General features: G+C 45.3%; 19 protein-coding genes. 1 reads left to right on the top strand and 18 read right to left on the bottom strand.

The annotated features are described in order from the left end of the window. Nucleotide 1: 1 nt before the first annotated feature. The 11 genes from ACWQXP_RS03875 to ACWQXP_RS03825 form a co-directional block, all read right to left on the bottom strand. Nucleotides 2–313, bottom strand: coding sequence for a hypothetical protein (locus ACWQXP_RS03875; protein WP_454061527.1), 312 nt, complete (start codon nt 311–313; stop codon nt 2–4). Nucleotides 314–394: 81 nt separating this feature from the next. After that, nucleotides 395–550, bottom strand: a complete 156-nt coding sequence (locus tag ACWQXP_RS03870) for a DUF1328 domain-containing protein (protein ID WP_447968130.1) — start codon at nt 548–550, stop codon at nt 395–397. 50 nt (nt 551–600) lie between these two features. Continuing rightward, nucleotides 601–1,968 (bottom strand): glucose-6-phosphate dehydrogenase, encoded by a 1,368-nt coding sequence (locus ACWQXP_RS03865; protein ID WP_454061526.1) that lies wholly within the window; start codon nt 1,966–1,968, stop codon nt 601–603. 73 nt (nt 1,969–2,041) lie between these two features. Then, complete coding sequence (locus ACWQXP_RS03860) at nt 2,042–2,485, bottom strand: MgtC/SapB family protein (RefSeq protein WP_454061525.1); 444 nt, start codon at nt 2,483–2,485, stop codon at nt 2,042–2,044. Nucleotides 2,486–2,606: 121 nt separating this feature from the next. Next, on the bottom strand, nt 2,607–3,506 hold the full coding sequence (locus ACWQXP_RS03855) for a mechanosensitive ion channel family protein (protein ID WP_454061524.1): 900 nt from the start codon (nt 3,504–3,506) through the stop codon (nt 2,607–2,609). A gap of 463 nt (nt 3,507–3,969) precedes the next feature. Next, complete coding sequence (locus ACWQXP_RS03850) at nt 3,970–4,659, bottom strand: S16 family serine protease (protein ID WP_454061523.1); 690 nt, start codon at nt 4,657–4,659, stop codon at nt 3,970–3,972. Between the two features lie 210 nt (nt 4,660–4,869). Next, nucleotides 4,870–6,219 carry a DUF2254 domain-containing protein gene (locus ACWQXP_RS03845; RefSeq protein ID WP_454061522.1) on the bottom strand — a complete coding sequence of 450 codons (1,350 nt, stop codon included), beginning with the start codon at nt 6,217–6,219 and terminating at the stop codon, nt 4,870–4,872. Between the two features lie 168 nt (nt 6,220–6,387). Then, nucleotides 6,388–7,515, bottom strand: coding sequence for an AI-2E family transporter (locus ACWQXP_RS03840; RefSeq protein WP_454061521.1), 1,128 nt, complete (start codon nt 7,513–7,515; stop codon nt 6,388–6,390). 52 nt (nt 7,516–7,567) lie between these two features. Further along, nucleotides 7,568–8,287, bottom strand: coding sequence for a M48 family metallopeptidase (locus ACWQXP_RS03835; RefSeq protein ID WP_454061520.1), 720 nt, complete (start codon nt 8,285–8,287; stop codon nt 7,568–7,570). 254 nt (nt 8,288–8,541) lie between these two features. Further along, nucleotides 8,542–8,730, bottom strand: coding sequence for a hypothetical protein (locus ACWQXP_RS03830; protein ID WP_454061519.1), 189 nt, complete (start codon nt 8,728–8,730; stop codon nt 8,542–8,544). Nucleotides 8,731–8,787: 57 nt separating this feature from the next. Then, nucleotides 8,788–9,528, bottom strand: coding sequence for a PRC-barrel domain-containing protein (locus tag ACWQXP_RS03825; protein WP_454061518.1), 741 nt, complete (start codon nt 9,526–9,528; stop codon nt 8,788–8,790). A 248-nt stretch (nt 9,529–9,776) separates the two neighbouring features. On the opposite strand from ACWQXP_RS03825, the gene ACWQXP_RS03820 reads away from it, so the two are divergent. Continuing rightward, the gene (locus ACWQXP_RS03820) at nt 9,777–10,199 is read left to right on the top strand and encodes a hypothetical protein (RefSeq protein ID WP_454061517.1); all 423 of its coding nucleotides are present in this window, start codon (nt 9,777–9,779) and stop codon (nt 10,197–10,199) included. Nucleotides 10,200–10,241: 42 nt separating this feature from the next. Here ACWQXP_RS03820 and ACWQXP_RS03815 read toward each other — a convergent pair whose 3' ends face one another. The 7 genes from ACWQXP_RS03815 to ACWQXP_RS03785 all read right to left on the bottom strand — a co-directional run bounded on the left by ACWQXP_RS03815 (nt 10,242) and on the right by ACWQXP_RS03785 (nt 13,769). Next, nucleotides 10,242–10,538: a PepSY domain-containing protein gene (locus tag ACWQXP_RS03815; protein ID WP_454061516.1), complete on the bottom strand. Its 297-nt coding sequence runs from the start codon at nt 10,536–10,538 to the stop codon at nt 10,242–10,244. An 82-nt stretch (nt 10,539–10,620) separates the two neighbouring features. Beyond that, nucleotides 10,621–10,995 (bottom strand): CsbD family protein, encoded by a 375-nt coding sequence (locus ACWQXP_RS03810; RefSeq protein ID WP_454061515.1) that lies wholly within the window; start codon nt 10,993–10,995, stop codon nt 10,621–10,623. Between the two features lie 35 nt (nt 10,996–11,030). Next, entirely contained in the window at nt 11,031–11,327 is a 297-nt protein-coding gene (locus ACWQXP_RS03805) for a PepSY domain-containing protein (protein WP_454061514.1), read from the bottom strand. Nucleotides 11,328–11,380: 53 nt separating this feature from the next. Further along, the gene (locus ACWQXP_RS03800) at nt 11,381–11,581 is read right to left on the bottom strand and encodes a CsbD family protein (RefSeq protein ID WP_454061513.1); all 201 of its coding nucleotides are present in this window, start codon (nt 11,579–11,581) and stop codon (nt 11,381–11,383) included. Between the two features lie 237 nt (nt 11,582–11,818). Further along, nucleotides 11,819–12,685, bottom strand: a complete 867-nt coding sequence (locus ACWQXP_RS03795) for a YihY/virulence factor BrkB family protein (RefSeq protein ID WP_454061512.1) — start codon at nt 12,683–12,685, stop codon at nt 11,819–11,821. A gap of 432 nt (nt 12,686–13,117) precedes the next feature. After that, on the bottom strand, nt 13,118–13,426 hold the full coding sequence (locus ACWQXP_RS03790) for a BON domain-containing protein (RefSeq protein ID WP_454061511.1): 309 nt from the start codon (nt 13,424–13,426) through the stop codon (nt 13,118–13,120). Between the two features lie 67 nt (nt 13,427–13,493). Then, nucleotides 13,494–13,769, bottom strand: a complete 276-nt coding sequence (locus ACWQXP_RS03785) for a YtxH domain-containing protein (protein WP_454061510.1) — start codon at nt 13,767–13,769, stop codon at nt 13,494–13,496. Nucleotides 13,770–13,796 lie beyond the last annotated feature (27 nt).

Below are 13,796 nucleotides of genomic sequence, written 5' to 3'. Positions count from 1 at the left end.
ATCAATGTTGCTGTCTAAGGACGAGAGCCTGCCACTCCGGCAGGACTCTAGCTTCGATGGCGTCTCCGATTTTAATGGATTCATCCTGAATCGTACCGCGGTATACCCTGACTCTGCTTATCTGGCCATCTTCTGTTTTAATGATGTACAGGTTCCCTTCGATCTCCAGCACTGTTCCTTTTATGAGTATAGCCTCGGAAGGTGACGAAAGCCTATCACTCTTCTTTGATGATGTTTGAGCTTCACTCAAGAAAATGGGAATCAGTAATAGTGAAGTCAATACCAGGGCAATAAGAAATTTAAGACGCAACATGTCATCTCCTTGCTTGCAGTTAAAGATTACCCCCTTACTCTTGATAGAATGTATGAGGCACAGGCGTGAGATGAGCTATGCCTATGTCCTCCCTTTCACAAAACCAACAATGGCGAAAATGAGAAATACCACGAACAGGATCCATGCGATTTGGGAGGCCGTGCCCGCCACTCCTGACAGTCCTAAAACTCCAGCAATAATGGCAATGACTAAAAATGTAATAGCCCAATTTAACATGATAACCTCCTTAAGAAAGATAAAAATTAATAATTATACACACACTATGCTCACTCACAATTTGGGCCTGATGAACCCGCGGGATACGTTTGGAGTTTCACTTGACCTTTCTCCCAAGATTTCATAATAGGGTCCACGATTCGCCACATCGCTTCGACTTCATCATCTCGAATGAAAAGAGTCGGATCGCCCTCGAAAGCATCAAGTAAGAGATGCCCATATGCTGGAATCTTTTGCTGAGCGAATGCCGCATTCAGCTCAAACTCTTCTAAGTCAAAAGGTTCTCCTGCTCCATTAAGATTGACGGAAATTCCAATTTTGTCTGGATTAAACTGCATGCGCAAAACATTCGCCGGCACGGACGTCGCTCCAAATACTTGATAGGGGACCTTCCGAAAATGGACCGCGATTTCAAACTTGTCCTGAGACAACGCCTTACCTGATCGCAAAGTAAACGGAACTCCTCCCCATCGCCAGTTATCAATAAACAACGTCACCTGCGCAAAGGTTTCGGTCTTGCGCTTGGGATCGACACCTTCTTCATCCTTGTACGCTGGGATGGCCTTATGGTTTATAGTCCCTGCCGCATACCTTGCTCGCACGGTATAGCGTTTAATTTCAGCGGAACTCATACGTCTAATCGCATGTAATACGTTGACCTTTTGATCGTGAAAGTCTCGATCATCAAAGGAATGAGGTGGTTCCATCCCGATCAAACATAAGAGCTGGAGCAAGTGATTTTGAATCATATCTTTCAAGGCTCCAGAAGAATCATAGTACGATGCACGCCCCTCCAACGCTAAGGTCTCATCCCAGATAATATCGACGCGTTCAATATGTTGATTGTTCCAACTCGACTCAAACAGACGATTAGCAAAGCGAAAACCCAGGACATTCCTGACTGTTTGTTCCCCAAGAAAATGATCGATACGAAAAATATGTTGCTCTGAAAACGTCTTCTTCAAGAGACGATTCAAGCTTCGAGCACTCTTTAGATCCTGACCAAAAGGTTTTTCAACAATCACACGACATTTCTCATGAAGATCCAGTTGTCCAAGAGCTTTGATCGTAGAGGCAAATATCGAGGGGGGTAACGCAAGGTAAAAAATACTTGGATCATCAAGTGAGCCAAGCGCATGTGCAATTTCCTTATGATCTCCCGTGTCTGCAATTTGCTTGTATTGAAGTCTCGACATCAGATGGTTGATGCACTTTTTCGTAAACTTTTCATGAAGACCATGGAGGTTTTTCCGTACATGGGCACGGTAGTCAGACGTGTTCCACTCTTGCCGTGAGAGTGCCAGTATGGACAAGTCGTCAGGTTCACGCTCAGCCTCAAACAACCGAATGATCGCTGGAAAAAGATATCGAGTGGCCAGATCACCTGAGGCGCCAAAGATCACAAGCCGGGAAATCATTTTGCACCCACCGACCGAATGCCAGACACAACTGGAATAACCCGAATGAAATACCAACCCTGTCTATTCATGTTTACCGTGATTGATCTTCAGTGGTTCCACCATTAAGAAATTTCCCAAATCTCAGAGTCAAAAACGTCATAATACTAAGGGTCAACGCAATTTCTAATCGATTCCACGCTACCGCTATGCCAATCGCTCCAGTGCTCCAAATGCTTGCTGCTGTAGCAGTCCCAGCGACATTCCCCTTTTCCTTAAGAATTGATCCCCCTCCGATGAATCCAATGCCGGTAAGAATTCCGTACATGACCCTCGCCCTTGCGTCATCCGGCTCTAACACGTAAATACCGGTGAGCATATAGGCACAAGAAGCCATTGCGACGAGAGGGAATGTGCGAATGCCTGCACCAGGAGCACGGCTTTCTCGATCCCAACCAATTGGAATGGCCAAGAGGTATGCAATGCCAAGATGATAGAGGTGCGATAAGATTTCCGTCCATTGAATGTCTTCTAGCATGAAAAGGGCTCGTTTAATGATCAACCGGAAACGAAGGTCTGAAACACTGATATCGTAACAGAAGTCACATTGTTCGCATACATTGCATCGACTCACTCAAGATTCTTGCAATTCGAAATGATCATGTGTCCGGTTGACTATCAACCTGTGCTTCTTCTTGATCTGCATGCTCCATCACCGTTTTCAATGGTTCCTTAAAAGTTAACGTTCGATACGGGAATGGGATCTCGATGCCGGCATCATCCAACCCTTTTTTGACTGCTGCGACAACCTTGTCCCGAGATTGCCGAATATCCACTGGCTTAGATCCGGTCCACCACGTAACTTCAAAATCGATGCTGCTAGCACCAAATGCTTGAGCGAACACTTGAATATCCTTTTCCTTATCGATCGTGTCGAGTCCTTGAACCGCATGAGCGATCACGTCTCTCGCCTTATCCACATCTTCACCATAGGCGACACCACACATAATGGTGACACGACGTCGATCAAGATCAGTGCGAACCGTCACTGGATTTTTAAAAAGCTTGGCATTCGGCACGACAACTCGCTGACCATCGGTCTGTCGAATATGCGTATCGCGAATCGTGATATCTTCAACAAACCCCTCAATTTCTTCACACTCAATGTAATCCTTGAGCTGGAACGGTTCTCTCAAAAGAATCAGCATCCCAGCGATAAAATTTTCAAAAATATCTTTAAACGCAAATCCAATCGCAATAGATCCGAGACCAATCGCAGTCAAGACCTTCCCTGGAGTCAGCGAAGGAAACATCACGATGGCCGAGGCCAGGATTCCCACTATCCAAATACCGATATAGCTCAGCTGCCGAAAAAGTTCCTGTAGAGACCTTCGCAAATGAAAACGAGGGAGGACCCGCATGAGAACGAAATCAACGCCTCGACCAATTCCCCACGTGATCAGGAGAAGGATACAGCCAAAGACAATCTGGGGAAGATGTGAGAGAAAATTTTCTCCCATCTTGCGCAGACTTTCCATGATGACATTCAACGGTTTCATACGACTGAGCTCCTATCCGATACATGCTGAAGATGCGTCATTGTAAAAGCTGCGACTTCTGAATGGTCAACTCTCATGAGCTTGTTCAATAATCTATCGCAATGAGGTGATCGTTTCGCGTTGCTCTAAATCGCTTGCCCCATCCGCAGAATATACTCAAATAATCTAAATGAGATATTAAACTTCAATGACGCTTCTCTCAATACTTCAAGAAACAGCCCGAGCGAGTGAAGTGAACTTGACAACAGTACGCGTGAAAAATTCCTCTTACCTCTCTGTAGAATATCGTATTATTTATAAAGAGGTTGATTATTTTGAGTTATCCCTGTCGATGAGAGGCGCATTTTGCCTTGCTAAAGGGGGTGAGTAAGGCACGAAAAGAAATCACAAAATTCTAGTTCGTCATTGAGTTGTTGTTACATAAAATTCTTAAGCAACACTTTTCACGCATAGTTGGCTTTGACTACCCTGCAGCTTTCACATGTCGAAGTGGATGTCCCGTCAATGCTTGATAGGCTTGGTTCACATTGGCGACTGGCGAGATGTGCATGAGGAACGGCGTGCGCCAATCTCCATCGGACACATCATGCTCCTCTGGAACAATGACACGTTGAAAATGTTCGGCATAGGCCGCTTCAATTTTATCTGGCACCCCGCCTACGGATCCAAGTCGACCATCTGAATTGACCTTGCCCGTCACAACCCGATCTTGCGGAAATACGTCGCCTTGCGCAAGTGCCACAACGGCCAATCCAACCATCGCTGATAGGCTTTCTCCATAGATGGTAATGCCGTTGTAGGGAATCATGAGTTGCACGCTCCATGATTTCTCGTCCAATCCAGCTGCCCTGGCAATGTGAATTATGGCGTTTTGAACGGCGACCTGTGCTACGGGAGAAAATCGTCCCGGCCTCGTTCGAAATGTCACGTTCAATCCATAATGATCATTACGCTCTCTAAATACTACAACGAGGTGCGCCACCACTCCTATTTGATTAGACTGATAGTCAAGCGCGGTCCCAAGAATGGGAATCGTTCGTCCTTGCCACCCAGATAAAGCAGGGAGAGGAGCGGCAGATATCGGTAGGCTCATCCACACGACAACTGGCAGAAGGAGCAAGGACACTATGGTGCTTTTCTTCCATCCGTTCATATTTCACTCTATGAATATTTCCAATTTATGACTTATAAACTATCTTCTTCGTTTGCGAGACGCATCTTTGTAAATCCTATATAGTTGTACCGTATCTGAACGATGGCATCAAATAGACAAATACGACTTTGGAATGAGGGGTGTGTCTAGAAAACAAGCCATCGACATCAAATAGTGCGTACAAAGATTTTTGATCTCCGTTTAGGAATTTTATGAGTAGTCATACGTTTTTTTCCTAAACGCGGTCATGACGGCTTGATAACGCTTATTGACTTCTCGCCGGTCCAGTTCCTCAAACAATGTCTCCTCACTTCTACGTTTGATCATGTTCGCCTGCTCACGTAATGCGTGTCGGTCTTTTTCAAGGTGCACACATGTGAGAATCACTTCGATGGACTCCAGCAGTCGAATGGTCACACCCACGGATGATCGTCCATACTGACGGATTTGATTAAAGGCCGCTTCGATCATACTAGGAAAAGTCACATGAAATGCAATGACACGAAGCCCATGGTGTTCACTGTAACGATATGGCGAAGGAAAAGTACGTCCCGCAGCGTGACACAACGCTTCGCCTAAACGATCGATACAATTAATCGCGGTAAACGGATCATTAATACCAGGAGATAGCGCACGAACTGCGACTTCAACTAATTGATCAATGGCAAATTCCACATCTTGCTCCTGAGTTCGTTGTACACCCAGAATGAACGTCTCCATAATCTGCTCCACGATTTCATCATCAAGACGTGCTCCAGGCCAAACCATGACCAAAGGAGCTTTTTTAACGACAAAATGACCAGGACGTCGTTCGATTCGAATCAGTATGTCTTTTTCTTCAGCAAGATTCATAAGCCCATCCGTATCAATAGCTTGTATATATCCCCCGCGCGTAGCCCGTACAGGACTGGCCATTTCCTCAAAGTCTGCAGGGACATCCTTCTCTCCGTGATGGTTATGGGTTGTGTTCTTTTCCTCTCCTATTTTGTTAGGAAACAAACGGTCAATAGCGTGGTGAAGATCTTCGGCCACAACAGCCACCACCTGTGGGGCCTGAATCGAGAGCGACACATGATGCATGAAGTAAATCAACACACCCAGACTGGCCACGGCCAGAACAAGAGCAACAGCAATAGAAAGGGATGGCACGAACACCTGATCCGGCTCGCCTCCTTTAACCGCACGAATGACAAGCAAACAATACAGAAACGTCGAAATAAACGTCCCAAGACTAATTTGATTGCCTCGATCACGCATAAAATTTCTGAGGAGTCTCGGACCAAACTGAGCTGAAGCGAGAGTTAATGCCACGATCGTAATTGAAAACACGACACCTGCGATCGTAATCATCGAACCTGCAATGGTCGACAAGAGAGACAACGCACCATCTGGTCCTCTCGCCCATAACCAGGGCACATGTTCAATGACTGTCGACGCGAATTCTTCATCCAGCTTGATCATCGTAAATGATAGCGCAATAGCTAACACAGACATTGTAGCCGGGAGAAACCAGAAGCTGGAACGGAGATGGTCCCACTGATTAAAAATCCATACTTTCATGATCCGCCTTCTTTGTTTAATAACATAATCAATGTTACCTCATTGCAATGAGATTCGGAACGATCCTGGGAAATTTACATCGTATCGAATTGAATCAGTAAAACATGGGTTAAGCGTTGGATTGAGGGGCTACGGGTCTTTTGCATGAGAAGGAAAAAGAAGAGAGGACTATCTACCCAAAAACTCTCCTAAGGAGTTCAGAGGCTCTAGTTGGTCACAAATGATCTTCAAGGAAGCAACAATAGGAACAGCGAGTAGAGTCCCGGGGATTCCCCAAATCCATCCCCAGAGAAACACGCTGAGAAGCACCACGACCGGATTCAACGTCAGACGTTTTCCTAATATCATAGGACTCAAGAGCGTTCCCTCTACTGCCGTTAATGCCGCATACGAAGCGCCGACGAGTAAGATCCATTCGAGTTGTTCAAATGTCAGCGCCGCTGCCGCCGTGATACTGACGATTCCAATAATACTACCAACATAAGGGACAAAATTGACAATTCCACCCATGACGCCCCAAAGTATGGGGTTCGGCATTCCCAACATATACATCGTGATTCCAATGGCCAATCCAAGACCAATATTAATGCACGTCACTGTCACCAAATGCGTGGAAATACTTTTCTCTATTTCTCGAAAAATCTCGACAGCTCGTCTTTTATCAGAAAATGTCGGTAAGACCTTCACCAACTTTTCAAGAAACATGTCGCCAGAAGCCAATAGAAAATACAGAAGAATAACTGTCGCAATAAAGCTGGCAAAAAATTCTGTGGTCACCCCTATGAGCGTCCCTCCTAGACTTGGGCCCTTGATTTCAACCAGACGTCTTCTCGGGGTCCCATCCTCAAGAGTCGCTAACTGCTCTATCACATCCGTCGCCTGGCTCATATGGAGTACAGAAGCTTTGACCGTTCGTATTTTTCCCTCAATGGCATTCAACGCGTCTGGTGCCTTTGTCAACCAATTAGCTGCTGGTTCTGCAAGAGAGGCAATGCCATAGGCGACAATTCCTCCCACTGCAAACAACACAAATGCCGCACTAAGCGCCTCTGGCATCCAAAGATTTTTTAGTAATCTGATAAATGGAGCTAACAGGAAGCTTAACGTCAGAGCGATAGCGATAGGCAAAAACACAGCCTTCCCGACCATCAAGACATACACGGAAGCGAAAATAAAGAGTCCAGTCAGGGCAAAAGACCTGACATCAATAGCACTTTCCAATAATTCGAAAAGCCTAGCAAGAGTAGGTTTGGGCGGGGAAGATGGAGGTGGCTCTACAGGATCAATTTTATCCATTGATCACTCTAGAGGCTCATCAGGTAAGGATTTGACATGGGGCAGTCGCGATTTACTGCACCGGGGGTAGTTTCTGCACGGGTGCCTCAGGACCATTGCGGTAACGTGTCAACGCTTCAGGCATCCAATCTTGTAATTGACGTATGCGTGTATCATGACCTGGGTGGGTGGATAAAAATTCCGGCTGTTGTCCTTCCGAAGCCTGTTTCATTCGTTGCCATACTCTAACGGCTTCGCGAGGGTCATATCCAGCCTCAGCCGCCAGAAGAAGCCCGATATAGTCAGCTTCGGATTCGTGTTCACGGCTGAACGGTAGGACGACGCCAACTTGGGCTCCTACTCCTAACGCTGACATAATGGACTGGCCTCCTACACCGCCTAATCCTTGAGTTTGCAAGGCAATCGCCGCAGCGGTCAGCCCCGCTTGAGTGACGAGTCCCTGACTCATTCGTTCAGCTCCATGACGAGCCAAAGCATGCACGACTTCATGCCCCATAATGGCGGCAAGTCCAGCAGTGTTCTTGGCGACCGGAAAAATGCCGGTATAAATAGCAATTTTTCCACCAGGAAGAGCGAACGCATTCAGGGTCTTATCATTTTGTATAACCGAAACATCCCACTCGTACGCACTCGCTTTCTCAGAATACTTTGATTTTTTGGCGGCCTGAATAACCCGATCAGCAACCTGCTTGACGAGTTTAACCGTCTCAGGGTTTTGTGAAATGTTGACTTCCGGGTCCTTCAACACCTGTTTATATGCTTGATTCCCCATCTGATTCTCGTATGATTGAGGAACCAATAATAATTGAGAGCGATCTGTATACGGATTGCTTTGACAACCCCAAAGCAGTAGACAAGCAACACTGATCCACAGAAATCGAATATGAGATACTCGACCGAAATAATGCATAGTCATAATATGAAGATCCCCAGATAGATCTTTTTAGAGTTGTCTCAAATGGCTTCTGCCTTGCTGAGAAGCAACTGACCACCAACGAACTTTGGAAAGTCCGTGGTACCGGTTGGTTAATTAGCCGTATCTTCCATGTCCTCCCCTGCCTCTTCTATGGCCTCTCCTGCGTCTTCGGTGGCTTCATCTACTGATTCCCCCGCTCGTTCGGCAGGACCTTGCTGTTCACACCCATTGAGTGCAGGCAGCAAAAGGGTCAAACTCAAAAACAGCACTGTAGATAATCTTGATATCATTTTCATCATTTCCCCTCCTTAATCATATGCGCGCGGTGCCTTAAATCAGTCATCACTCAAAAAAGATCATTTGGACCAATACTTCGGACGCCCGTAATGATCGTACAGTTGCTCTTCATATTTCCGATGAATCGGAAGAGTTGAGTCAAATTCCGGACTGCTTTTAATCTGTGCTTGAGAAAGCGCCACTGATGCCGTTTGATTTGACCAACTAATGTCTCCAATCCAATGAGGATCGACAAGTACTGTTTTCCCTGGCAACCATTTTCGCGTATCAACAACCATATAGCGCACATTCCAATGCTCATCATCAATCACGAAATCTTTGACATGACCTAATTCACCATCTGTAGCTTGAATTCCGTAGCCTAAGACCTCATTCACACTTTGAAGATGCGGGTCTCCATCTTCAGCTGACTCCAGTGCGTCTGCCATTTCAGGCATGACGGGTTTCAACTTTCGTGCGACAGCGGCTCCTGCAAGATCCCAATAGGCCGGCCATTGAAAATATGCGCGTAGTGCCTCTTCTTTTTGGCGCGAGACAGGTTTATCAGTTTCAAGAGTCGGACTCTTCCTAATCTTTTCTACCGTCAGGTTAACTAAGAACTCCTTCTCTTCATCATCTGGCTGCCCAAGAGCCTCTGTTGCAATTAACGCCAAACGCCCCGGCAGCCAACTTTCAGTCTCAGCCACGAGATACCGAATGACCCATTTGGAATCATCAAAATACAGATCTTTGACCCCACCAAGGCTTCCGTCTGTAGCCCGAAGAGTATAACTTAATAGAGATTGTAACCTTCGTAACATCGTTATCGATATCGTGAGGTTGATAAAATGAAACTCATATTGACTAATGCCCGAAATACAAATAGTCTGGTAATACTTCTGTATCAAACAAACAACGGCTCACATTTAAAATCGAACATAAACTCATAGCGGAAATCCATTTATGCTCATCACAAGTTTTTCAACATGTTACATAGTATCCATGTGCAAAGACACCATGGTCATGCACTGTCTAGTTTGAGCCTAACCTCCACGAGGAATTATTTTTCATGACACATCCAAACACCATTCAGACTATACGAATGATTAGCCTCATATGGTTTGTATTCGCGTGCGCTTTAAGTGTGCCTTCAGAAGGACACGGGGCATTTATCTTAAATGCTGACGACGTTCAGGCAAAGAAATGGATGGAACTTACTCCCCAAAACCGTGCATCGTTTGTCTTTGGGTTTTTAGCAGGCCTTGATCACGTCTATAATGCACAGGGCCTAGTCGTAACGTTAAAACGCCCATTGTCGGCACAGGAACTTTCAGCCGAGGTCTACAAAAGCCTTCTCGATCAGCCTGAACTTCGTACCGGACCAATTGACGAAATCATTCTAAATGCACTTGACAACCTGCTTTCAGTGACCAACAAGTCCGGATTGCGAATGAGCCCGGGGTTGAAAGAAATTCATCAGATCACACCTTAATCATTCATTCTCACCCCGAGCTTCGCTTTTTACGCTAACAACCTATTCATCCTCCACCTTATGAGCCTCACCCGTTTGCCCATCGATATAGACCTCTTTAGTTTTTCCCGCCGTATCGATGATTTCTATTTCGAAAACCGTCCGATCATCTTCGGTATCAATTTCCGCCGCGACGGCCTTCCCTGGAACTGTCTTCACAGCAGCCTCAATAGCTTCAGCCATCGTAACTTTAGTTGAATTGGCAAGTTCTTTTTTCGACTCGAATAACGCCCAGGCAGATCCGGTACTCACGCCCATGAGTAAAAGTGAAATGAATAGAACCATCGAATATCGTTTCATTATATTTCCTTTTCTGTGAGCTCCTCACACACTCACCTTTTGAGTTGATATAATATTCGTGAAAATAATTATGAAATCTCACCTATGGATTGATCGGACGTGACTGCGACTCGAACGTCTGTCGCTCGAACCATCTGTCCGTCCATTCTCTGAGCTCTTCCTTCCGATCTCCATAGCGCTCCTGTAGTTTCCCTTCAAACTTATCCATATCTCCCTCGATTTCGAGGAGATCATCATCTGTGAATTGGCCCCACTCTTCTTTCAACTCACCTTTAAACTGCTTCCATGAACCCTGGAATTGATCCTTATTGAGAATGAAAATCGTAAACATGTTCTCGGATCTGAGTGATTCGTTGAATGTCGAGTAGGTTTTGAAGTCCGACCAGGCTAAGCTGGTCATACCTAGCACAACAAGTAGAAAGGTTAAACTTCCTACTGCCAATTTAGGACTTTTCATACGCTAATTTGCTCCTTGTTATCCTTTTTGCTAATTCAATCTTTCTCCACATTGACGACCTTGCCAGTTTCCGCATCCACATAAATCGTGCGGGTGGCGTTTTTCGCGTCAATGACTTCGATCCAATAAACCACTCGATCGTCTTCTTCACCTATCTGAGCTTCAACGGCCTTTCCTGGGGCCACTTCAGCAGCTGTTTCGACGGCTTCAGAAAGCGTAACCTTTGCCGACTTTGACAGTTCTTTGTTCGATTCAAAAAAAGCCCATGTCGACCCCGTCCACACAAACAACAAACATGCTGTGCATGCCAAAACTTTACGAGTAATAGTCATAATGTCCTCCATTGTACAAATTTATAGGCTTCGAGTACGTGAATTCTCATGCTTCACGTATTATTCTTGTGCCAACTTTCGGCCCAATCTTCAACCGCTTGTTTCTCATCGCCGTATCGCTCCTGCACTTTCCCTTGAAATTTATCATAATCTCCCTCAACTTCCTTCAGGTCATCATCAGTCAGTTTTCCGTACTGCTGTTTGACTTCCCCTTTGAATTGATTCCACTTGCCCTTGAATTGTTCCTTGTTCATACAAACCTCCTTAAATGATAAAAAACATTGTTAACGTAATGTTAATAATAGTAATACTTGAGACATCGTTTGATCCTCAATGGACAAAACGTGATCACTCCCCGCTGAAATGTCTATCACTCTAAGACCTCGCCTCAATAAGTTCTTTACGCTTATTAATAACACCAAAATTGTAAGCTTGAGGAATCTCGATATTTCGTGTGGATGAGGCAGGGCAAACAATGTGAGGCGATGAAACTACGTTCTCGTCTGATCTCTGGCCGAACCTTCAAGCACGACATCTACTTCTCCGCCGATGAGTAAAACTAACCCGCTCATATACAACCACAACATTAGGACGATCACACTCGCCAAAGAACCGTAGGCAGCATTGTAGGTCCCGAAATGGGCGACATAGTATTTGAAGCCCAGAGAAGCAGAGAGCCAGAGAAAAACAGCCACGATTGAACCAGGCGTAATCATACGCCATCGGTGAGAGACATTTGGTGCGAGATAGTAAATCATACTCACCGCTAACAGCATGAATGCGACGACGAGTGGCCACTGTACTATGGCCCAACTTATGGTAAACACGGCACCGTATCCTACGATTTCGGCAATCCATTGACTCATGTATCCGCCCGCAAGAATGAGAAACATGGAAACAATAACGAACACGCTTGCTCCTATCGACATAATCATGGCAATACCGCGTGTTTTCCACATTGGCCGAGAATCCTTGACATTATAGACAACATTGAGCGTATCAATGATGGCAGCCATTCCGGTTGAGACAGCCCAAAAGGCACCCAGAAAACTCAATGACACAACACCGCCCCCACTCCCGGACACGACCTGCTCTAAGTAGGTTTCGATTAACGGAATAGCATTTGAGGGAAGAACGGTATTGAGATAGCTAAGTAGGTCGGGAGTAATGGATTGTATCGGCAGTAACCCAACCAAAGCTGTGAGACACAACAATGCAGGAAACAACGCTAGGAGGAAATAAAAACCTAACTGCGCGGATTTTCCCAACAAATCATCGCGTAGAACTTCCTCCCACACACGATTGAAAAACTCCCACCAGGAGAGTCCATTTAATTGCCATTTTGATTTTTCGGACATCAGGTACGACTAAGCACAACCTTTTTTTAACTCATGCAAACTCAACAGTGTGGGAAATGTGGTATAGGAAACTTTATAATATTTCACCAACACCTATGCCCATTAGACACGTTTACACTGAACTGTTTAATTTCACTGTGATGGAAAAGCATAAACTCGATAGAACCTTAGAAAATTGCTGTCCAATACCGCAAGCGACTCAGACGTATATTTTTCATTACGAGAGGAGCATCGGCTGAAAACAATTCTGAGCTTTAAAAAAACATTGCTCATACACTCATTGAGCAAGATGTACGAGTATTTAAATTATAGAGGAGAAGAGAGACGATTCGCAGCGAGGATGCTTGCATGAGTTCAATGCTGACATTTAAAAAAAAAGCGCCCTGCCTTATAACATTTCTTTAAGGCAGGGCGGAGACTTGGTAGAGATTGTTAATTTTGCACTTGCAAGTTATTTGTCACACTTTTGACCCCATTGACTTGCATGGCTAACTGCTCGGCTCGATCTTTCGTTTCCGCATCTTCCACAATGCCACTCAGCATCACGACACCTCTTTCCGTATCTACATCAATACGAGCTATGGATGACATACTATCGCCAGCAAGTTTTGCACTGACGGAAGAGGTAATCATCGCATCATCGACGGTCGTACCTGCGGTTTTCCCCGTCATGGATTGACATCCCATCATGACCATCATCGATATCATGATGATACTTGCATAAGTCAGTACGTGCTTCATGTTGTTCCTCCTAAAAATGTGTTTGAATAAATGAAAAGAAAAAAGAGCGCTTCCTCTCTTGCTGACGTTACGACCTCCGGGCTTGATCTCGACCGGCCTCAAATGCAGACTTGGCTTCCTCCATAACTTCACCGGCCACATCAATTGCTTCCTGTCCTTGTTCTTTTACCTTATCAACAGTTTCCTCAAAGGTCTCCCTAGCATTTTGTGCTCTGCGATTGAGATCTCGGCGGAGTTGAGGACCTGACTTAGGTGCGAATAACAACGCGAGTCCGGCACCAAGAAAAAACCCTGCAAGGACAGGAATAATGGAAGAACGTTCAGACTCATTGTATTTTGACATTGATTGCCTCTTAAATGACATAATAAT

It is taken from the genome of Candidatus Nitrospira salsa (assembly GCF_965152625.1).
The sequence above is the reverse complement of the archived record's forward strand: the minus strand, read 5'-3'. Positions and strand labels throughout refer to the sequence as shown.